A 19,987-nucleotide genomic window follows, 5' to 3' on the forward strand; every position below is an offset into this window, starting at 1 on the left:
CCGGCCACTGAAAGTTTTTGACATCCTCCCCCGGCGCCCCTGCAATGGACGCGCCGTGGGGCGGCACCGGGCCGCCACGGGAGGGAGCACCGGTGACCGCGACCGATTCCACGCGTCCCGCGCTGCCGTTGCGGTCGCTGCTGGGTACCCTGCGGAGGGTCGAGCGGGTCGGCAACAGGCTGCCGCACCCGTTCTGGCTCTTCGTGGCCATGGCCGGTCTGGTGATCGCGCTCAGTGGCCTGCTCAGCGCCGCCGGGGCCTTCGCGGTCTCACCCGCGGACGGGGAGCTCGTCGAGGTGCGCAGCCTGCTCTCCGCGGAGGGCGTGCAGGTCATCGTGGGCGACACGGTGGAGCACTTCGCCGCCTTCCCGCCGCTGGCGATCATTCTCGCCGTCATGCTCGGGGTCCCGGTGGCCGAACGCAGCGGTCTGCTCGACGCGATGCTGCGCGGCGCGGTCACCCGGGTCCCGGCCCGGTGGCTGACCTTCGCCGTCGCGCTGACCGGGATCACCGCCAGCGTGGCCTCCGACGCGGCCTACGTCGTGCTCATCCCGCTCGGGGCGCCGCTGTTCAAAGCCGCGGGGCGCAGCCCGGTGCTCGGCCTGGTCGTGGCCTTCGCGGCCGTCTCCGCCGGGTACAACGCGTCGCTGCTCCTCACACCCACCGACGCGCTCATGGCCGCGCTGACCACCGAGGCCGCCCGGATCCTCGACCCCGGGTACACGGTCACCGCGCTGGACAACTACTTCTTCACCGTGTGCTCCTCCGTGGTGCTCGCCGCGCTGATCACGGCGGTCACCGAGTTCGTGCTCAGCCGGAACGGAGACGCCCTCGCCGCGGCCCCCGAACCCTCCGGGGACACCGAACATCTGGGTTCCATGGCGCTCTCGGCCGCCGAGCGCCGGGAGCGTCCTGGCGCTGCTGTTCCTGCTGGCCGGGACCGCGTACGGGCGCACCACGGGCAGCCTGTCCACCGCACGGGAAGTGCCCGACGCGATGGCCGCGGGCGTGCGCGACCTGGCCCCGGTGGCCATGCTGTTCTTCGCCGCCGCGCAGTTCCTGGCCTACTTCCGTTGGACCGGCATCGGGGACGTCGTCGCCATCCGCGGCGCCGCGGTGCTGGACGCTGCCGGGGTCCACCCCGTACTGCTCTTCGTCGGCATGATCGTGTTCGCCGCCGCGCTGAACCTGCTCATCACCAGCGGTTCCGCGCAGTGGACCCTCATCGCCCCGGTCCTCGTGCCCATGTTCATGCTCCTGGACGTGCCGCCCGAGACGACCCAGGCCGTCTACCGCATCGCCGACTCCAGCACCAACGTGATCGGCCCGATGAGCCCGTACTTCGTCATGGTGCTGGGCTTCCTCCAGCGCTGCCGCCGGGACGCGGGCATCGGAACGCTGATCGCGCTCACCCTGCCCCTGTGCCTCACGATTCTCGTGGGCTGGACCCTGCTGTTCCTCGGCTGGTGGCCGCTGGGCCTGCCCCTGGGCCCGGGGACCCCGGTGCGGTGATCGTCCTCCGCGAGGGGAAACCGTGCCGACGCGCGGCGAGGACCACGGCCAGCACCGGAGTCAGCAGGGCCAGGACGGCCCAGGGCAGAGACGCCGTGCCGAGGAGTGCGACCAGGGCCCCGCCCAGGAGTCCGCCGCCCGCCATGGCCGCGTTCCACAGGGTGACGAGCACCGACTGGGCGGTGTCGGCCGTGTCGCCGCCCGCGTCGGCGACGGCCGTCTGTAGGAGGGTGGGAACGCCGCCCCACCCCAGGCCCCACAGCGCCGCCGCGACCAGGACGGCGGCGGGATAGCCGGACAGCAGTCCCAGGAGGGTGACCGCCGCCGCGACCAGCAGGGCGCCCGCGACGGTGAGTTCGCGCAGGAGGCGGTCGATCCGGGCGCCCACGATCCACACCCCCGCGAGGGAGGCCGTGCCGAAGACCAGGAGCACGAGGTCCGCGGAGCCGCCCATACCGACCCGCTCCAGGAACGCGGCCACGTACACGTACAGGGCCGTGTGGGCCAGGACGAACACCAGCGTGGTGAACAGGACCGCCGCCACGCCGGGCAGGGCGACGACCCGCGCGACCGGGACGCGCGCCCGCCGCTCCGCACCGGGCTGGTCGGGAACGGCGAGGAGGATCCACACGAGCAGCACGAGGGTGAGGGCGCTCATGAGAACGAAGGCCGTCCGCCAGCCCAGCGCCCCTCCGACGAAGGTCCCGGCGGGTACCCCGAGGGACAGTGCGACGGGGATCCCGGCCATGACCACCGCGACCGCGCGGCCCTTCAGGTGGTTCGGCACCATGCGGCGGGCGTACCCGGCGAGCATGGCCCAGCACAGCCCGGCGGCGACCCCCGCGGTGAAGCGGGCCGCCATGGTCAGCGGGTAGTCGTCGGACAGCGCCGTGACCGTGTTGGCGACGGCGAAGACCGCGACGGCGGCCAGCAGCAGGCGCCTGCGCCGCCATCCGGCGGTGGCGGCCGCCAGGGGGATGACGGTGAGCGCGGTGCCGACCGCGTAGACGGTGACCGCCTGTCCGGCCGCGGACTCCGTCACGCCGAGGTCGGCGCCCATAACGGGCAGCACCCCGGCGGGCAGGGTCTCGGTGAGGCTGGTGACGAACACGGCCGTGGCCAGGGCCAGCAGCGCGGGCAGGGGGAGTCTGGTGCGTTCGGTCCCGTTCCGGGAACCCGTGGATGATGTGCTCATGCAGCGTATGCTCGAACCCTCACATCGGTGTGAGGGTCAAGCACGGCGAAAGTGAGGCCGACCACATGCGCATCGGAGAGCTGGCGGAGCGCACCGGTACCCCCCGGCGGCTGCTGCGCTACTACGAGGAGCAGGGGCTGATCACCCCGGGACGGTGCGCGAACGGCTACCGGGACTACGACGAGCGCTTCGTGGACCGGGTCGTCCAGATCCGCGGGCTGCTCGACGCCGGGCTCCCCACCCGGATCATCCGGCAGATCCTCCCGTGCCTGGACGGGACGCGCTCCATCCACTTCCCCGACGCGACCCCGGAGATGATCGCCGCCCTGGAACGCGAGCGCGACCGCATGGACCGGCGCATCCGGTGCCTGACCCGCAACCGGGACGCCGTCACCGCCTACCTCGACGCCGTGCTCTCCCGCGGGCCCGGGACGGGACCCCGTACCGCGCCACCCGCGTCCGAGGAGCGGCCGGGCCCCTGAGGCCGCGACGGCGCCGGGGTGCTGCGCGTCGCCGGGGTGGAGGCCGCCAGGCGCGGGGGGTTCGGCCTCGTGATCGGGGTGGACCGTACCGGTGTCCGTGAACGGCTCCTGGAGCGGGGAGCCCACATCGTGGTGTCCGACCTCCTGCCCGTACGAGGACACCCCGCGCACTGACCGCCGCGCGACGGCACGGCCGTGGCGGACGGGTCCGTGGTGACCGGGGAACCCCTGCCCGTGGAGCGCCCCGGGGTGCCGACTCCCCGGGGCGCCCGTCGGTGGCGGCCGCTACAGGCGGGCGACGGCCGCGGCCGGGTTCTCCATGGCGTCGGCGACCACGCGCATGAAGCCCGCGGCGGCGCCGCCGTCGCACACGCGGTGGTCGAAGGCGAACGACAGCTGGGTGATCTTGCGGGCGGTCAGCTCACCGTCCACGATCCAGGGTCGGTCCATGATCCGGCCCAGACCCAGGATGGCCACCTGCGGGTGGTTGATGATGGCGGCGCTGCCGTCCACCCGAAGGGACCCGTAGTTGTTGAGCGTGAAGGTGCCCCCGGTCATCTCGGCCGGGCTCACCCGGCCCTCCCGGGCGGCGGCGGTGAGCCGTCGGATCTCGGCGTCCAGCTCCAGGGTGGTGAGCCGGTGCGCGCCCAGCACGGCCGGGGCCACCAGGCCGCGGTCGGTCTGCACGGCCAGGCCCAGGTTCACGCCGTCGTACTGCACCAGTTCCCCGCGCTCGGCGTCCACCAGCCCGTTGAGCTCGGGATAGGCGCGCAGACCGGCCAGCACGAACCGGGCCACGTAGGACAGCAGTCCGGGGCCGTCCGGGGCGGCCTGGCGCAGCCGGACCAGCTCGGTCGCGTCCACGTCCACCCACACGGTGGCCTCGGGGATCTCCCGGCGGCTGCGGGACAGGGCCTCGGCCACGCTCCTGCGGAACCCGCCCATGGGGGCGCGCCGGGACTCGGCCAGCCCCGTGCGCGGGTCCACGCCGCCAGCGGGTTCGGGGGCCGCGGCCGGCGGGGCGGCCGGTGCGGCGGCGGGCGCGGCCTGTGCGGCCTCGATGGCCGTGCGCACGTCGCGCCGGGTGATGAGCCCGCCCGGACCGGTCCCGGTCACGTCGGCGATCCGGATCCCGGCCTCGCGGGCCATCTGCCGCACCAGCGGCGAGGTGACCAGGGGCGGGCGCGCGGGCGCCGGGGCGTCGGGGACGGGCGGCTGGGCCGGGCGCGCGGGCGGGCGGTGGCGCGGGCGGCGGCGGCGCCCGGAGCCGCCCTGTTCCGGCGTGCCGTAGCCGATCAGGACGTTGCCCGATCCGGCGCGCTCCTCCTCTCGGTAGCGCTCCCCTGCGGCCGAGGCCGGCGCGGGTTCCGTGTCGGCGGCGGCCACGCTGATCAGCGGCCTGCCCACCTCCAGGACCCTCCCCTCCTCGCCGTGCAGGGCGCTGACCGTTCCGGCGTAGGGCGAGGGCACCTCCACGATCGACTTGGCGGTCTCCACCTCCACGACGGGCTGGTCGACGGCCACGGTGTCGCCGACGGCGACGAGCCAGCGCACCACCTCGGCCTCGGTGAGGCCCTCGCCCAGGTCGGGGAGGTCGAAGGTCTGCGTCGTCACTGGTCCTCCCATTGCAGGTCGTCGACGGCGTCCAGGATCCGGTCCACGCTCGGCAGCTGGAAGCGCTCCAGCTTCGGCGGCGGGTAGGGGATGTCGAAGCCGGTGACCCGGCGCACCGGGGCGGCCAGGGAGTGGAAGCAGCGCTCGGTCACCCGGGCGGCGATCTCCGAGGCCACGCTCGCGTACCCGCTGGCCTCGGCGACCACGACGGCGCGGCCGGTGGAGCGCACCGCCTCGCAGACGGTGTCGTCGTCGAAGGGCACGAGGGAGCGCGCGTCCACCACCTGGAGGCTGCGGCCCTCCTGGGCGGCGGCCTCGGCGGCCTCCAGCGCGGTGGCGACCGACGGCCCGTAGGAGATCAGGGTGGCGTCGGTGCCGGGGCGGCGCACCACGGCGCGGCCGATCGGCGGTTCGGGGGCCGACAGGTCGACCTCCTCCTTGCCCCAGTACAGCTTCTTGGGCTCCATGAACACGACGGGGTCCTCGGAGCGGATCGCCCCGCGCAGCAGGAAGTAGGCGTCGGCGGGCGTGGCGGGGGTGACAACGGTCAGGCCGGGCGTGTGCGCGTAGTAGGCCTCGGAGGAGTCGCAGTGGTGCTCGACCCCGCCGATGCCGCCCGCGTAGGGGACCCGGATGACCATGGGCAGGCCGACCCGGCCGCGCGTGCGGTTGCGGGTCTTGGCCACGTGGCTGGCGATCTGCTCGAAGGCGGGGTAGGCGAAGGCGTCGAACTGCATCTCCACCACCGGGCGCATGCCGTTCATCGCCATGCCCACGGCCATGCCCACGATGCCGGACTCGGCGAGCGGGGTGTCGAAGCAGCGGTCCTCGCCGAACTCGGCGGTGAGCCCGTCGGTGATGCGGAAGACGCCGCCGAGCGGGCCGACGTCCTCACCGAAGACGTACACGGTCTCGTCCTCGGCCATGGCGTCGCGCAGGGCCTGGTTGAGGGCCTGGGCCATGGAGAGCTTGGTGGGTCCGGTCGCCATGTCAGTGGCCCTCTCTGCTCAGTTCGTCGGCCAGGAGCTCGGCCTGCTCGGCCAGCTGCGGCGTGGGGGCGGCGAAGACGTGCGCGAACAGCTCGGCGGGCTCGGGGTCGGTGTCCCGGGCGATGCCCTCGCGCATGGCTGCGGCCACGGCCTCGGCCCGGTCGGTGATCTCGGCCCGGCGGGCCTTGGTGAGCAGCCGCCTGCGCTTCAGGTAGGCCTCCATGCGCAGCAGCGGGTCCCGGGCCTTCCAGGGCTCGACCTCGTCCTGGTCGCGGTAGCGGGTCGCGTCGTCGGCGTTGGTGTGCGCCTGCATCCGGTAGGTGTGCGCCTCCACCAGCTGGGGGCCCTCCCCGGCGCGGGCCCGGGCCACGGCGCGGTCGAGCACGGCGAGGACGGCGGGGGTGTCGTTGCCGTCCACCCGCTCGGCGGCGATCCCGTAGCCGATTCCCTTGTGGGCCAGGGAGGGCGCGGCGGTCTGCCGGGCCAGCGGGACGGAGATCGCGTACTCGTTGTTCTGCACGAAGAACACGACGGGCGCGCGGAACACCGCCGCGAAGTTCAGCGCCTCGTGGAAGTCGCCCTCGCTGGTGGCCCCGTCGCCGCACAGGGCCATGACGACGGTGTCCTCGCCGCGCAGGCGGGCGGCGTGCGCGACGCCCACGGCGTGCGGCAGCTGGGTGGCCAGCGGTGTGGCCTGCGGAGCCACCCGGTGGGCGTAGGGGTCGTAGCCCGCGTGCCAGTCCCCCTTGAGCAGGGTGAGGACCTCCACCGGGTCCACGCCGCGCGCGACCACGGCGGCGGTGTCGCGGTAGGTCGGGAACAGCCAGTCGCCCTCGGCCAGGGCCATGGCCGCGCCGGTCTGGCAGGCCTCCTGCCCGTGCGAGGAGGGGTAGACGGCCAGGCGGCCCTGGCGGACGAGGGCGCTGGCCTGGTCGTTGACGCGTCGGCCGACCACCAGGGAGGCGTAGGCGGCGAGCAGCCGCTCCGGGTCCGGGAAGGGCAGCGACGCCCCGGCCACCGGGCTCCCGGTCTCGTCGAGCAGCCGCACCGGCCGCTCGGAGGGGAGAAGGTCCCGGTCGTCAGCCATGGCTTCCAACCTCCAGTAGTCAGGGAGATGTGTACGGAGATATGGTGCGGTTTTTTGCCATCTGTTCGCTACACTGGGGCAAAAGTCAAGAAAACGTCGCAGTTTTCCCCGTGTTTTTTGGCATTATGTCTCGAATGTGACACATGACACTCGGCTTCCGTGGACACGTGGCCGCGGGGGGCGGTGTGGCTAACATGGCGGGGCCGGTGGAGACCATGGGGAGGACGGGGAACCCGTGAGTGACGAGCGCGAGGACCTGAGTTACGAACTCTTCGGAACCGCGATCCGCGACCTGGCCGGGGAGATCGCCGAGGACGGGTTCGAGCCCGACCTGATCCTGTCCATAGCGCGCGGCGGCCTCTTCGTCGCGGGCGGGCTGGGGTACGCGCTCGACGTCAAGAATCTGCACGTCATGAACGTGGAGTTCTACACCGGGGTCGGCACCACGCTGGACATGCCCGTCATGCTGCCTCCGGTCCCCAAAGCGGTCGACCTCAGCAGCAAGAGGGTCCTGGTCGCCGACGACGTCGCCGACAGCGGCAAGACCCTCAAACTCGTCCACGACTTCTGCGCCGAGCACGTCGCCGAGGTGCGCAGCGCGGTCATCTACGAGAAGCCGCGGTCCCTGGTCCGGTGCGAGTACGTCTGGAAGCACACCGACCGGTGGATCAACTTCCCGTGGTCGGTGGAGCCGCCCGTGGTCACCCGCCCCGACCAGGTCCGCGACGCCTGAACGGAGCGCCCGGGCGGGGCACGGCGCGGCCGCGTCCGGAGAGGGGGGAGACAAAACGCCCCGGGGTGCGAGAGCGTTTCCCACACACCGTGTCCGTGAAGGAGCCCCCCGTGCACCCCACCCCCCGACAGTCCAAGCGCAACCTCGCCACCGCCCGGAAGCGGATGATCGGCGTCGGCCTCCTCGTCGCCCTCGGGCTGGTCGGCGGCCTCCTGGCGTACCTCGGCGTCCGCCCCGGCGACCCGCCCGCCGCCGCTCCCGAACAGGTCTCCGAGAACTCCTCCTCCGGACCGGCACCCGGGATCGACGACACCGACGCCTACGTTTCCGCCCTGGCGGACCTCGACCCCGGCTGGGTCTACCCGTCGGAGGAGGACGTCACCGCCCACGCCGTCGACCTGTGCACCCGGCTCACCGGCGAGGGCGAGGAGGCGGCCCTGGAGTACATCGAGATGGTGTGGACGCACGTCTCCCACCCGGACCGCGTCACCACCCGGTCCGACGCCGAGGCGCTCCTCGACATCGTGCGCGACCACGCCTGCCCTCACGCGTAGCCCGCCGGCCCCGCCTCCGTGGCGGGGCCTCCGCCTCCGGTCCGGACGGGGTCCCGCGGCGTCCCCGGCTGTGACGTCCCGCCGGGCCGGCGTCAGTCCGCCACGGGCCACGCGCCCCGGTCCGCCAGCCCCAGGACCAGCGCGGCGATGTTCCACGCGTCGTCCTCTCCCCGGTGGTGGCGGCCATCCAGAGGCAGGCCCGCCATCGCCAGCGCCCGGTGCATGCCGGGGGCCCGCTCCATCCCGTGGGCGGCGCCGAAGACCCGTTTCGCGTCGGTGTGGCGGAGCCCGCAGGGGTACTCGGTACCGGTCGTACGGCACTGGCGGGTGAACTGGTCGCGGTCGTAGTCACCCCAGCTGGCCCAGGCGCGGGTCCTCGCCCGGTGCTCCTCGGCGAGCCACCGGCACGCCTCGGCGAAACCGACCCCGCCGTCCACCTCGCTCCGGGTGAGCCCCGTCAGCCCGGTGCAGAAGTCGCTGACGGAGGACCGCTCCGGCCGCACCAGGAGCCCGTGTCTGGCGACGCGCCGCCGTGCGTCCAGGTCGACGACGGTCAGTCCGATCTCGATGATCTCGCTGGCCTGTCCGGGGGGAGGGCCCTGCCAGCACGTCGCCTCGACGTCGACCACGTTCAGCAGGTTCCCGGTACCCCTCCATGCCGACGAAGATACGGAACCCCCTCCGGCGGTGCCACCGCGTTTTCCGTCCGGCCCCGCCCCGCGTACGGGCCGGAACGCCCCGCGCCCCGGCACCTCCGCGATCCGACACCCCCGCGTCGCCCGGGACCCCGCCGGTTCCGGGTGCCCGGCGCCCCGCCCGGCCCCTCACTCCTCCGCTTTCCGTGCTCGGGGGACGGCGGCCGCGTCCCCGCGCTCCTCCTCCGCGGCCTCCCGCTCGGCCAGCCTGCGGCGCTGCGGAACCACCGTGTACCTCGGGTCGGCGGCGGACTGCCTGCCCGCGTAGAAGACCCCGAGCCGGGTGCAGGCCGAACCGGCGAGCAGGGCCGCGCCGCTGACCGCCGAGGCCACCCGGCTGCGGCGGCCCAGGACCGCCCCGGCGGCACCGGCGAGGGTGAGCGCCTTGGCCGCGCGCATGAGGGCGCCCGCCCGGCCCGTGCGGTAGGGCTCCCCGGACAGCCCCATGCGGCGCTCCATGACGGTGGAGACCGCCGTCTCCACCAGGGCGCCGCCCACGGCGGCCCGGCGGGCGGGACCGCTCTGGCCCGGGGGAGCGGTGACCAGTCCCATCCCGCCCGCGGCCGAGGCCGCGGAGGAGGCGAACACGAACGGCATGTACCGGTAGCCGTCGTGCCAGGCGGGCACGGCGGTGTCGCAGAACAGCGGGGCCGTGTAGGTGGCCACCAGCGGGCCCACCGCCCCGGCGCCGAGGGTGGCCAGGCGGCCGACACGGGGAAACCACCCGGTGGCCGAGGCCACGGCGGCGGCCCCGGCCATGGGCCCGTAGGCCAGGAGGATCCACGACCCCACGCTCATCGGCGACGTCGGCTTGAACACCCGCAGCATGTTGACGAAGCGCTCGGGTCGGCCCAGGTCGTGGACGAGCGCCACCGTGGAACCGGAGATCGCGCCGAGGGCGGTGTACTTGAGCGGACGGGCCAGGCCGGGGCGGCCGGTCAGCTCGGCGCCCGCGGCGAGCACCGACGAGGCCCCGGCCAGGCCACCCAGGAACAGGTACCCGCCGATGTCGGGGGCCGCCCACACGATCTGGTTGAGCACCGGCTTGCCGTAGTAGGACCGGAACTCGGCTTCGGGCACCCGGGTGGGCTCGCCCCGGCGGCGGCCGTTCCCGCGCTGACGCCGCTGTTCCTCGCCCACGACGCCGGCGGCCCCGGTGATCGCCTCGCGGCCGGGGCGCTGGCCGCGGATGCCGTCCTTGGTCGCGTCCGAGGTGTTCATCAGCGCCTCCCGGCGAACGTCGCGACGGCTCCGACCAGCAGCGCGGCGGCCGCGACCCCGGCGTGCCGCCACATCGACGGCAGGTCGCGGGTGGTCACCACCGGGTCCGGCGGCAGCCCGTAGGCCTCGGGTTCGTCCAGCAGCAGGAAGAACGCGCCCGCGCCGTCCACCCCGTCGCCGGGGTCCTCGCCGTACAGGCGGGCGGAGGACACCCCGGCCTCCTGGAGGGCCGTCACGCGCCTCTCGGCGCGCTCGCGCAGTTCGTCGAGGTCGCCGAACTGGATGGAGTCGGTGGGGCAGGCCTTGGCGCAGGCGGGCTCCAGGCCGTCGCCGATCCGGTCGTAGCACAGGGTGCACTTCCAGGCCCGGCCGTCGTCCTCGCGCAGGTCGATGACCCCGTAGGGGCAGGCGGGCACGCAGTACCCGCAGCCGTTGCAGATGTCCTCCTGCACCACCACGGTGTCGAACTCGGTGCGGAACAGCGCGCCGGTGGGGCACACGTCCAGGCAGGCGGCGCTGGTGCAGTGCTTGCACACGTCCGAGGACATCAGCCAGCGGAACTCGCCGCGCCCGTCGGCCCCGGTGCCCGCGCCGGGCAGCTCGAAGGAGGGCATGCCGAGGTCCACGGTTCCGGGGCGGCCCACCCCCGGGTCCTGGTGGCCCAGGGGCTCGCGCTGCTCGATGAAGGCCACGTGGCGCCAGGTGTCGGCGCTCAGCCCGCCGCTGTTGTCGAACGACATGGACGTGAAGTCCAGGCCGTCCTCGGGGACGGTGTTCCACTCCTTGCAGGCGACCTCGCAGGCCTTGCAGCCGATGCACACGCTCGTGTCGGTGAAGAACCCGACGCGTGCGGGTTGTCCGTTGCCGCTGCTCTCCGGGGACACGCTCACACCTCCAGTCCCGTCAGTTCCGTGATTCCGGCCCGCTCCCGGTACTCCCGCACCAGTTCCAGGCGTTCGTGCCCCCGGGGCCGCCGCCCCGGCCGGATGTCGGCCGTGAGCGCCTTGACCTCCTGGATGTGCACGTTGGGGTCGAGGGAGATGGAGGCCAGTTCGTTGGCGGAGTCGCCCGTGGAGTACCCGTTGGGCCCCCAGTGGTAGGGCATCCCGATCTGGTGGACGATCCGCCCCTGCACCCGCAGCGGGGCCATCCGGTCGGTGACCATGACCCTGGCCTCGATGGCGTTGCGAGCGGTGACGATGGTGGCCCAGCCGCCGTGCTCCAGGCCGCGCTCCTCGGCCAGTTCGGGGCCGACCTCGCAGAAGAACTCCGGTTGCAGCTCCGCCAGGTAGGGCGTCCACCGGCTCATGCCGCCCGCGGTGAAGTGCTCGGTGAGCCGGTAGGTGGTCACCACGTACGGGAAGACCTCCGAGCCCGGCGTGCCGGGTTCGGGGTGGTAGGGGTTGTACCGGTGCGGGTAGGTCAGGCGCGTCGGGTTGCGCTGGTGGCCGTAGAGCGGGTTGCGGAACGGCGTGTCCTGCGGCTCGTAGTGGGTGGGCAGGGGCCCGTCGTTGAGCCCCGCGGGCGCGTACAGCCACCCCTTGCCGTCGGACTGCATGATGAAGGCGTCCCGACCCGTCAGCGCCGCCGCCCCCTCGGCGTCCTCGGGCGGTCGGTGGTCGGGGGCCTTGTCCCTCTCGAAGTCGGGCCGGTCGTGCCCGGTCCACTGCCCCTTCTCGGCGTCCCACCACACCAGGCTCTTGCGGGGGCTCCACGGCTGGCCGTCCGCGTCCGCGGAGGCCCGGTTGTAGAGCACGCGCCGGTTGTCCGGCCAGGCCCAGGCCCACTCGGCGGCGATCCAGTCCTGCTCGGTGTGCGGCTTGCGGCGCGCCGCCTGGTTCACCCCGTCCGCGAAGACGCCGCAGTAGATCCAGCAGCCGCAGGAGGTCGACCCGTCGTCGCGCAACTCCGTGTAGGCACTGAGCGGACGCCCCCGGGAGTCGTGGCCGTTGATCTCGCGCAGGACCGCCGCCGCGTCCGGCTCGCCGTCCTCCTCCAGCGGGTAGTCCCAGGTCAGGTCGAGGACGGGGCGGTCCTTGGGGTCGTCGGAGTCGGCGAGGAGTTCGCGGATGATCCGGCCCAGGTGGTACATGAACCAGAGGTCGCTGCGCTGGTCGCCCCTGGGGGACACGGCGCGGTCGTGCCACTGCAGGAGCCGGTTGGTGTTGGTGAAGGTGCCCGACTTCTCGGTGTGCGCGGCGGCGGGGAAGAAGAACACCTCGGTGCCGATGTCCTCGGGCCGCTTCTCCCCGGACTCGATCTCGGGGCCGTCCTTCCACCAGGTGGCGCTCTCGATCAGCGAGAAGTCCCGCACGACCAGCCAGTCCAGCTCGGCCATGCCCATGCGCTGGGCCCGGCTGTTGGCGGACCCCACGGCGGGGTTCTCCCCCATGAGGAAGTAGCCCCTGCACTTCCCGTCGATCTGGGCCATCACGGTGTCGTAGTGGCTGTGTGAGCCGGTGAGCCGGGGGATGTGGTCGAAGCAGTAGTCGTTCTCGGCGGTCGCGTGGTCGCCCCACCAGGCCTTGAGCAGGCTGACGGTGTAGGCGCGCATGCCGTCCCAGAACCCCTTGCGCGGGTTGCCCGCGGCCAGGACGTAGGTGTCCAGGTTCTGCTCCTCGTGGGCGTGCGGCATGGGCAGGTAGCCCGGGAGCAGGTCGAACAGGGTCGGCACGTCGCTGGAGCCCTGGATGCTGGCGTGGCCGCGCAGCGCCTGGATGCCGCCGCCCGGACGGCCGATGTTGCCCAGCAGCAGCTGGAGGATGGAGGCGGCGCGGATGTACTGGGAGCCCACGGTGTGCTGGGTCCAGCCCACGGCGTAGCAGAAGGCGCTGGTGCGGTCCGGGCCGGAGTTGCCGGTGAGGTGGTCGCACACCCGCCGGAAGGTCTCCCGGGGGATGCCGCAGACCTCCTCGACCATCTCCGGCGTGTAGCGGGAGTAGTGGCGCTTGAGGACCTGGAACACGCAGCGGGGGTCGGTGAGCGTGGGGTCCTCCCGGGGGGCCTTCCGCACCACCGCGCCCCCGGAGCCCTGCTGTTCGGGGCGCCCGGACCTGCTGGTGTCGGTCTGCTCCCCCAGCCGCTCCTCGCGCCGCTGGTCGCGGTTGCCGGAGGCCGCGGCCACCTCCGCGCCCTCGTAGCCCCAGCTGCTGGCGTCGTAGGTCCTGTCCTGCTCGGAGAAACCGGAGAACAGCCCGTCCAGGTCCTCGGTGTCCCGGAAGTCCTCGCCGACGATGGTCGCGGCGTTGGTGAAGGCGAGCACGTAGTCGCGGAAGTACTTCTCCTCGGTGAGGACGTGGTTGATGATCGCGCCGAGGAAGGCGATGTCGGTGCCCGCGCGGATGGGGACGTGCAGGTCGGCGAGGGCGCTGGTGCGGCTGAAGCGGGGGTCGACGTGGATGACCACGGCGCCGCGCGCCTTGGCCTCCATGACCCACTGGAAGCCGACGGGGTGAGCCTCGGCGAAGTTGGAGCCCTCGATGACGATGCAGTCGGAGTTCTGCAGGTCCTGGAGGAACATGGTCGCACCGCCGCGGCCGAAGCTCGTGCCCAGCCCGGCGACGGTGGAGCTGTGGCAGACCCGGGCCTGGTTCTCCACCTGGACGACGCCGAGCGCGGTGAGGAGCTTCTTGATGAGGTAGTTCTCCTCGTTGTCCAGCGTGGCGCCGCCGAGGCTGGCGATCCCCAGGGTGCGGGCGACGCGGCGCCCCTCGTGTTCGTCCTCCCAGGTCTCGTCACGGGTGCGGACCACCCGGTGGGCCACCATGCGCATGGCGGTGTCGAGGTCGATCTCCTCCCAGTCGGTGCCGTAGGGGCGGCGGTAGAGGACCTTCTCCTGGCGGCTGGAGCCAGTGGTGAGCTGGAGGCTGGCCGACCCCTTGGGGCACAGGCGGCCCCGGCTGACGGGGGAGTCGGGGTCGCCCTCGATCTGGACGACCTTCTCGTCCCTGACGTAGACGTTCTGCCCGCAGCCCACCGCGCAGTAGGGGCAGACGGACCGCACGACCCGGTCGGCCTCCTCGGTGCGGGCGCGCAGGTTCTCCGTGCGGGCGGACCGCACGGCGGCCCCGCGGCCCGTCCGGTCCTCGCCGGTGAGCTGCCGGTACACCGGCCACGACCCGATCCACGTGCGTACGCCCATGCTCGCCTCCGAAACCGGCCCTCGGGGGCCGTCGACGCCTCCTGGCCCGCCGCCGCCCGCGGACACGCCACCCACGGACAAAGGGGACACAACCCGGTTTTCCACCGTGGCGCGGAAGTCGTCCCCCGCCGGGGAGGACACGCCGCACCTGGCGGATCCGTGGGGATCCCGTGGCGGCGGGCAGAGGCTCCGGCGGTCGGGGCGGGAGCCCCGGGCCGGGGCGGGGGTGTTTCACGTGAAACCCCGGTCGGCGGCCGCCCGAAAGCGGATCCGAGCAGCGCGAACCTCCCCTCCCGGTCTTCGCTTGGTAAGAACTTCGCCTCGGGTGAATCGCCGGGTCTACCGATGGGCAGGGGGACTCTGGAGACCGAAAGTGACGACGTGGTGGGGGGACCAGTCACATGACCGACGTATCCAGCCAGGGCTCGGCGCCGGGAGACGACCGCGAGGTGCTCACGAACCGCCAGGGCCACCCCGTCTATGACAACCAGAACCAGCGGACGGTCGGCGAGCGGGGGCCCGCCACGCTGGAGAACTACCAGTTCCTGGAGAAGATCAGCCACTTCGACCGGGAGCGCATCCCCGAGCGGGTGGTGCACGCGCGCGGCGCGACCGCCTTCGGCTACTTCGAGTCCTACGGCAAGTGGGGCGACGAGCCGATCAGCCGCTACACGCGGGCCAAGCTCTTCCAGGGCCAGGGCAAGCGCACGGACATCGCGCTGCGCTTCTCCACCGTCATCGGCGGCCGCGACTCCTCCGAGTGCGCCCGCGACCCGCGCGGGTTCGCGGTCAAGTTCTACACCGAGGACGGCAACTGGGACCTGGTCGGCAACAACCTCGCGGTGTTCTTCATCCGCGACGCCATCAAGTTCCCCGACGTGATCCACGCCCTCAAGCCGGACCCGGTGACCTTCCGCCAGGAGCCCAACCGCATCTTCGACTTCATGTCGCAGACCCCCGAGTCCATGCACATGCTGGTGAACCTCTTCAGCCCGCGCGGCATCCCGGCGGACTACCGGCACCAGCAGGGCTTCGGCGTCAACACCTACAAGTGGGTCAACGACGTGGGCGAGACCGTCCTGGTCAAGTACACGTGGATGCCCAAGCAGGGCGTGCGCAGCATGACCGAGGCCGACGCCGCCAACATCCAGGCGCACGAGACCGGGCACGCGACCAGGGACCTGCACGAGGCGATCGACCGGGGCGACTACCCCGAGTGGGAGCTGCTCGTGCAGATGATGAGCGACGAGGAGCACCCCGAACTCGACTTCGACCCCCTGGACGACACCAAGACCTGGCCGGAGCAGGACTTCCCGCCCAAGCCGGTGGGCCGGATCGTGCTCAACCGCAACGTGTCGAACAACTTCGCCGAGAACGAGCAGATCTCCTTCGGCACCGGCGTGCTCGTGGACGGCCTGGACTTCTCCGACGACAAGATGCTGGTCGGCCGCACCTTCTCCTACAGCGACACCCAGCGCTACCGGGTGGGGCCCAACTACCTCCAGCTCCCGGTGAACCAGGCCAAGAACGCGAACGTGCGCACCAACCAGCGCGACGGCCTGATGACCTACTACCAGGACACCGCCGGGGAGAACCCGCACGTCAACTACGAGCCGTCCATCACGGGCGGCCTGCGCGAGGGGCAGTACCCCACGCACGACGAGCAGGGGCCGGAGATCCGGGGCAGGCTCACCCGAAAGCGCATCCCGCGCACCAACGACTACAAGCAGGCCGGACAGCGCTACCTGCTGATGGAGCAGTGGGAGCGCGACGACCTCGTGCACAACTTCACGGCTCTGCTCTCCCAGTGCGACCGGCCCATCCAGGAGCGGATGGTGTGGCACTTCCTCATGGTCGAGGACGAGCTGGGTCTGCGTGTGGGCGAGGGCCTGGGCATCAGCCCCAGCGACGTGACCCACCTGGAGCCGCTGCAGAGCCAGGACCTGACCGACGAGGACCGCCAGCGCCTGGCCAACCTGGGCAAGAACGGCCCCCGGGACGTGTCGGGCCTGACGATGACCCACTGCGTGCCCAACCAGCGGCACGTGACCCAGCGCTGAGGCGGACGGCATGGAACTGGCCGGAGCACTCGCACACACCTCGTCCGCCGTCGGCCGCGGTCTGCTGGCCGGGCTGGCGGGCACCGCCGCCATGACGGTCTCCAGCACCGCCGAGGCCAGGCTGCGCGGCCGGGGAGGCAGCTCCGCACCGGCCGACGCGGCCGGGAGGGTGCTCGGCGTGCGGCCGAGCGACGACGCGGGCGAGCAGCGGTTCGCCACCGCGGTGCACTGGGGGTACGGGACCGCGTGGGGGGCCGTCCGCGGACTGCTCGGTGCCGCCGGACTGCACGGCCCCGCGGCGACCGCCGCCCACCTGGCCCTGGTGTGGGGCGGCGAACAGGTCGCCCTCCCGGCCACGGGCACCTCGCCGCCCTTCTGGGACTGGGGGGCGAAGGAGGTCGCGGTGGACCTGCTGCACCACGCGGTCTACGCCTGCGCCACCAGTGCCGCCTATGAGTGGCTCGACCGGTCCTGAACCGGCGGGCACACGAGTCCGGGCCCCGGTCCTCCTGAGGAGGGCCGGGGCCCGGATCCGTGGTTCCCGGCTCGGGTGACCGGAAAGCGGCCGCCCGACGCCCCGGTGCCCTCAAGGGGCCGGGGCGGCGGGCGGGTGCCGTGCCGTCGCGGTGGTCAGCGCCTCGTCGTGGTCGTGGGCCTCAGAAGGGTTCCAAGGATGATCATGCCCAGCCCCAGGAACAGGTGCAGCCAGTTGTCGGCCGTGTTGAACGGCACGAAGTTGGCCTCGCTGTCGAGGTCGATGACCAGGCCGTACAGCCACAGCACCAGGTAGAGCACACCACCCCCGACGAGGAAGATCCTCGACGCCGCAGCGGTGCGCGCCATCGCCACCCCGGCCACGCCGAAGGCCAGGTGGACCAGGTTGTGCAGGATCGACACCTGGAAGATCCCGAGCAGGTAGGCCTCGGAGTCGTGGCTGGCGAACTGCATCTGGCCGTAGTTGGTGGTCAGACCCGGGATGAACCCCATCACTCCCACCAGCAGGAAGACGATACCGACGACGAGCGCGGCGAGGCGGATCGGTTGCCGGGTCAGTCGGGTTTCACCCTGGGCCGGTGTCCGGTTGGACATGGTTCCCTCCACAGTGGTCACTTCCGTCTTCTGGGTCCCCGTGGTCACAGAGACAGTGGCAACTCCCCTACCCGCAGTTACGCCCGTCACTCGTACTCATGCCCCGAAAGGCCCGGACAAGCCGGGCACCGGAATCCACCGACCGAAGAATTCCCCGGTCAGCGCGTTTCCCGCCCCGGATCCGCGCCCGCACCCCCGTAATCTGGCGCCGGACGGCGCCTCCACCGCGGACGGGCACCACGCACCGACACCGTGCCCTGCCGGGTTTCACCCCACCTCCTGCGGGCAGACGCCCCCGGCGTGGAGAGGAGGAAGCGTGGACGCCTTCGCGCCGGTGCTCGTCCTGGGCGGGCTGGCCATCGCGCTGGTGCTGGGGCTCTACGGGCTCTCGGCCGCGCTGCGCCCGGGCCGCGGCCCTGTGACGGTGGAGCCGTTCCTGTCGGGCGCACCCGTGACCGAGCACGCGGTCTCCCGGTACCACGTGCGCTGGTACACGGTGACGCTGCTCTTCCTGGCCTTCGACATGGAGATGGTCTTCATGTACCCGTGGGTGCTCGTCGTGGCGCACAAGGGCGTGCCCGCGGTCGTGGAGATGTTCGCCTTCCTGGCGGTCCTGGTGGCCGCCGTCGTCTACGCGTGGCGGGAGGGGGCGTTCCGATGGACGTGACCGGATGGCTGCTGCGCCGCGCCGTTCCGCGCGCGTTCGTCGTGACGGCTGTCGGGGGCACCGGCGCGCGGCTGGCCGTGGAGGCGGAGCTGCGCGAACGCGGCTGGTACGAGGCCGCTTCCCCTGCCGAGGCCGACATGCTGGTCGCCTGCGGACACCCCTGCGCCGAGTTGTCGCCGGTGCTGGACCGAGTCTGGGACCAGATGCCCGGTCCGCGCGTCCGGGCGGCCGCCGCCGCCCCGGAGCGTGCGGCCGGGGTCCTGGACCGCGCCCGCGCCGAGCTCCTGGACACCGCCGCCCAGCGCCGCGACGCCGAGGAGCGGGACGGGGCCGCCCGCGGACGGGCCCGGGAGGAGGGCGGGGAGGACATGCCCGGCGGTCTGCCCATGGCCGACCGGGGCGAGGACCGCGACGGGCTCACCCTGGACCGCCTGCACGTCTCCCTGGGCCCGGCCCTGCCCGCCTGGCCAGCCGGACTGTCCCTGAGCACGGTGGTCCAGGGGGACGTGGTGCAGGAGGCGCGCGTCCGGCTGGTCGGAGCCCGGGAGGGGGGTTCCTCCTCCTTCTGGGAGGGGAAGCCCGCTCGGGCGGCCTCCCTGGACGCCGCGCAGAACCTGCTGGCCGTCGCGGGGTGGCCCGCCGCCGCGCTGGAGGGGCGCCGCCTGCGCGACGCCCTCCTGCGCGGGGAGGACGGCCCCCGGACACGGGAGCGGCTGCGCCGCTGGACGCTCCGGGTGCGCCGCTCCCGCCTACTGCGCTGGGCCACCGCCGGGCTGGGGGAGGCGGACGGCCGGGCGCCCGCCGGGCTGCGCGGCGACGTCGCGGACCGCTGGTCGCGCTGGTTGGACCCCGACGGGGGATTCCCGCCCTACCGGGCCGACGCCTCCCGGGCCGCCCTGGACCTCCTTCCGGGACTCGTCATCGGGCAGGAGCTGGCCGCGGTGCGGCTCATCGTGGCCTCCCTGGCACCCGACACCGGAGCCGTCGGCGCCTACGCCCCGGGAGGGAGCGCGTGAACGGTACGACCGCGCCGCTGTGGGCGGCCCCGCTCGTCCCCGCCCTGCTGCTGGCCCTGGGCTACGGCGCGGCCGCCGGGACGGCGGCGCTGCGGGCGCGGGCCGCCGGAGCCGCTCCCTCGGCGGCGCTGGCCGCTCCGGCCCGGGAGTCGGCCCGCCTGCTGGTGCAGCGGCGCCGCACGGTTCCCGGTGCGGACGTGCTCCTGTGGCGGTTGGGCGGCGCCCTGGTCCCGGTGGCCGCCGTCCTCGGCGCCCTGGTCGTTCCGCTCGGTCCGACCGCCGTCAGTGACCTGTCCGTGGGCGTGGTCTGGTTCAACGCCATGGAGGTGCTGGTCTGGGCCGCGCTGTGGATGCTGGGCTGGGGGTCCAACTCGGTCTGGGGCCTGGTGGGCGGCTACCGGTTCCTCGTCCAGGGGCTGTCCTACGAACTGCCGCACATGTTCGCCCTGACGTGCGCGGCCCTGGGCGCGGGCTCACTGCGCGTGGGCGACGTCGTGGCCGCCCAGGAGCAGGTGTGGTTCGCCGCGCTGATGCCCGCCGCCTTCGCCGTCTACCTGGTCTCGGCGATGGCCATGGCCTTCTGGGGGCCCTTCGGAGCGCCGGTGGGGCGCGACCTGGCGGGCGGCGCGGTCGCCGAACTGTCGGGGGTGGACCGGCTGGTCCTGGGCGTGGGCCGGTACATGTTCCTCGCGCTCGTGGCCGCGATGGCGGTGCCGCTCTTCCTGGGCGGCGACGCCGGTCCGCTGCTGCCCGGCTGGGTGTGGACGCTGGCCAAGACGGCCGGGGTCCTGGGGCTCCTGGTCTGGCTGGGACACCGGCTGCCCGCGGTGCGGATGGACCGGTTCGCCGAGGCGGCCTGGGTGGTCCTCGTCCCGGTGACCCTGCTGCAGGCGCTCGCGGTCGCCGTGTACGTACTCGTGCGTTAGGAGGAA

At 73.1% G+C, this 19,987-nt stretch carries 17 protein-coding genes and 2 pseudogenes; 10 read left to right on the forward strand and 9 right to left on the reverse strand.

Going from position 1 to position 19,987, the window contains the following annotated elements; all coding sequences use genetic code 11:
- Positions 1-128 precede the first annotated feature (128 nt).
- Positions 129-1,512: pseudogene (locus FYW95_RS14105) on the forward strand (AbgT family transporter).
- On the opposite strand, the gene FYW95_RS14110 reads toward FYW95_RS14105, so the two are convergent.
- Positions 1,427-2,707, reverse strand: coding sequence for an MFS transporter (locus FYW95_RS14110; protein ID WP_160050400.1), 1,281 nt, complete (start codon positions 2,705-2,707; stop codon positions 1,427-1,429). The pseudogene FYW95_RS14105 and the gene FYW95_RS14110 sit on opposite strands and share 86 nt — an antisense overlap.
- Before the next feature lie 65 nt (positions 2,708-2,772).
- On the opposite strand from FYW95_RS14110, the gene FYW95_RS14115 reads away from it, so the two are divergent.
- Positions 2,773-3,189, forward strand: a complete 417-nt coding sequence (locus FYW95_RS14115) for a MerR family transcriptional regulator (protein WP_160050401.1) — start codon at positions 2,773-2,775, stop codon at positions 3,187-3,189.
- A 27-nt stretch (positions 3,190-3,216) separates the two neighbouring features.
- Positions 3,217-3,363: pseudogene (locus FYW95_RS14120) on the forward strand (hydrolase); the annotation flags it as partial.
- Positions 3,364-3,474: 111 nt separating this feature from the next.
- Here the strand turns inward: FYW95_RS14120 and FYW95_RS14125 are convergent.
- The 3 genes from FYW95_RS14125 to pdhA are packed head-to-tail and all read right to left on the reverse strand — an operon-like array spanning position 3,475 to position 6,879.
- Positions 3,475-4,803 carry a dihydrolipoamide acetyltransferase family protein gene (locus tag FYW95_RS14125; protein WP_160050402.1) on the reverse strand — a complete coding sequence of 443 codons (1,329 nt, stop codon included), beginning with the start codon at positions 4,801-4,803 and terminating at the stop codon, positions 3,475-3,477.
- The gene (locus FYW95_RS14130) at positions 4,800-5,792 is read right to left on the reverse strand and encodes an alpha-ketoacid dehydrogenase subunit beta (RefSeq protein WP_159943292.1); all 993 of its coding nucleotides are present in this window, start codon (positions 5,790-5,792) and stop codon (positions 4,800-4,802) included. The genes FYW95_RS14125 and FYW95_RS14130 overlap by 4 nt, the downstream gene beginning before the upstream one ends.
- Position 5,793: 1 nt before the next feature.
- Entirely contained in the window at positions 5,794-6,879 is a 1,086-nt protein-coding gene (gene pdhA, locus FYW95_RS14135) for a pyruvate dehydrogenase (acetyl-transferring) E1 component subunit alpha (RefSeq protein WP_159943293.1), read from the reverse strand.
- Positions 6,880-7,114: 235 nt separating this feature from the next.
- Here pdhA and FYW95_RS14140 point away from each other — a divergent pair, with 235 nt between their 5' ends.
- Positions 7,115-7,612 (forward strand): phosphoribosyltransferase, encoded by a 498-nt coding sequence (locus FYW95_RS14140; RefSeq protein ID WP_159943294.1) that lies wholly within the window; start codon positions 7,115-7,117, stop codon positions 7,610-7,612.
- 110 nt (positions 7,613-7,722) lie between these two features.
- Positions 7,723-8,166 (forward strand): flagellar basal body-associated FliL family protein, encoded by a 444-nt coding sequence (locus FYW95_RS14145; RefSeq protein WP_159943295.1) that lies wholly within the window; start codon positions 7,723-7,725, stop codon positions 8,164-8,166.
- Between the two features lie 92 nt (positions 8,167-8,258).
- Here the strand turns inward: FYW95_RS14145 and FYW95_RS14150 are convergent, their stop codons facing one another.
- The 4 genes from FYW95_RS14150 to fdh form a co-directional block, all read right to left on the reverse strand.
- Complete coding sequence (locus tag FYW95_RS14150) at positions 8,259-8,795, reverse strand: 3'-5' exonuclease (protein ID WP_201294856.1); 537 nt, start codon at positions 8,793-8,795, stop codon at positions 8,259-8,261.
- 195 nt (positions 8,796-8,990) lie between these two features.
- The gene (nrfD, locus tag FYW95_RS14155; RefSeq protein WP_160050403.1) at positions 8,991-10,082 is read right to left on the reverse strand and encodes an NrfD/PsrC family molybdoenzyme membrane anchor subunit; all 1,092 of its coding nucleotides are present in this window, start codon (positions 10,080-10,082) and stop codon (positions 8,991-8,993) included.
- The gene (locus tag FYW95_RS14160; protein WP_160050404.1) at positions 10,082-10,972 is read right to left on the reverse strand and encodes a 4Fe-4S dicluster domain-containing protein; all 891 of its coding nucleotides are present in this window, start codon (positions 10,970-10,972) and stop codon (positions 10,082-10,084) included. Before FYW95_RS14160 ends, nrfD begins: the two co-directional genes overlap by 1 nt.
- Entirely contained in the window at positions 10,969-14,223 is a 3,255-nt protein-coding gene (gene fdh / locus FYW95_RS14165) for a formate dehydrogenase (protein WP_159943298.1), read from the reverse strand. The genes FYW95_RS14160 and fdh overlap by 4 nt, the downstream gene beginning before the upstream one ends.
- A gap of 401 nt (positions 14,224-14,624) precedes the next feature.
- Between fdh and FYW95_RS14170 the strand changes: the two genes are divergently transcribed.
- Positions 14,625-16,283, forward strand: coding sequence for a catalase (locus tag FYW95_RS14170; RefSeq protein WP_160050405.1), 1,659 nt, complete (start codon positions 14,625-14,627; stop codon positions 16,281-16,283).
- Between the two features lie 10 nt (positions 16,284-16,293).
- Positions 16,294-16,758: a hypothetical protein gene (locus tag FYW95_RS14175; protein WP_160050406.1), complete on the forward strand. Its 465-nt coding sequence runs from the start codon at positions 16,294-16,296 to the stop codon at positions 16,756-16,758.
- Between the two features lie 155 nt (positions 16,759-16,913).
- Here the strand turns inward: FYW95_RS14175 and FYW95_RS14180 are convergent, their stop codons facing one another.
- Entirely contained in the window at positions 16,914-17,372 is a 459-nt protein-coding gene (locus tag FYW95_RS14180; protein WP_201294857.1) for a DUF4383 domain-containing protein, read from the reverse strand.
- A 316-nt stretch (positions 17,373-17,688) separates the two neighbouring features.
- Here FYW95_RS14180 and FYW95_RS14185 point away from each other — a divergent pair, with 316 nt between their 5' ends.
- From FYW95_RS14185 to FYW95_RS14195, 3 genes are read left to right on the forward strand one after another with little or no spacing between them, the layout of a single operon-like run.
- Positions 17,689-18,039: an NADH-quinone oxidoreductase subunit A gene (locus tag FYW95_RS14185; protein WP_159943301.1), complete on the forward strand. Its 351-nt coding sequence runs from the start codon at positions 17,689-17,691 to the stop codon at positions 18,037-18,039.
- The gene (locus FYW95_RS14190) at positions 18,030-19,055 is read left to right on the forward strand and encodes a hypothetical protein (protein ID WP_159943302.1); all 1,026 of its coding nucleotides are present in this window, start codon (positions 18,030-18,032) and stop codon (positions 19,053-19,055) included. The genes FYW95_RS14185 and FYW95_RS14190 overlap by 10 nt, the downstream gene beginning before the upstream one ends.
- Positions 19,052-19,981 (forward strand): complex I subunit 1 family protein, encoded by a 930-nt coding sequence (locus FYW95_RS14195; protein WP_160050407.1) that lies wholly within the window; start codon positions 19,052-19,054, stop codon positions 19,979-19,981. Before FYW95_RS14190 ends, FYW95_RS14195 begins: the two co-directional genes overlap by 4 nt.
- Positions 19,982-19,987: the final 6 nt, after the last annotated feature.

Origin of the sequence: Nocardiopsis sp. FR4, from assembly GCF_009830945.1 — a bacterium.
Classification (GTDB): Bacteria; Actinomycetota; Actinomycetes; order Streptosporangiales; family Streptosporangiaceae; genus Nocardiopsis.

Bases quoted from the DNA above. Each gene is read 5' to 3' on its own strand.
- FYW95_RS14110 (WP_160050400.1), bottom strand. From the start codon at position 2,707: ATGAGCACATCATCCACGGGTTCCCGGAACGGGACCGAACGCACCAGA.
- FYW95_RS14115 (WP_160050401.1), top strand. From the start codon at position 2,773: ATGCGCATCGGAGAGCTGGCGGAGCGCACCGGTACCCCCCGGCGGCTG.
- FYW95_RS14130 (WP_159943292.1), bottom strand. From the start codon at position 5,792: ATGGCGACCGGACCCACCAAGCTCTCCATGGCCCAGGCCCTCAACCAG.
- pdhA (WP_159943293.1), bottom strand. From the start codon at position 6,879: ATGGCTGACGACCGGGACCTTCTCCCCTCCGAGCGGCCGGTGCGGCTG.
- nrfD (WP_160050403.1), bottom strand. From the start codon at position 10,082: ATGAACACCTCGGACGCGACCAAGGACGGCATCCGCGGCCAGCGCCCC.
- fdh (WP_159943298.1), bottom strand. From the start codon at position 14,223: ATGGGCGTACGCACGTGGATCGGGTCGTGGCCGGTGTACCGGCAGCTC.
- FYW95_RS14170 (WP_160050405.1), top strand. From the start codon at position 14,625: ATGACCGACGTATCCAGCCAGGGCTCGGCGCCGGGAGACGACCGCGAG.
- FYW95_RS14175 (WP_160050406.1), top strand. From the start codon at position 16,294: ATGGAACTGGCCGGAGCACTCGCACACACCTCGTCCGCCGTCGGCCGC.
- FYW95_RS14180 (WP_201294857.1), bottom strand. From the start codon at position 17,372: ATGTCCAACCGGACACCGGCCCAGGGTGAAACCCGACTGACCCGGCAA.
- FYW95_RS14190 (WP_159943302.1), top strand. From the start codon at position 18,030: ATGGACGTGACCGGATGGCTGCTGCGCCGCGCCGTTCCGCGCGCGTTC.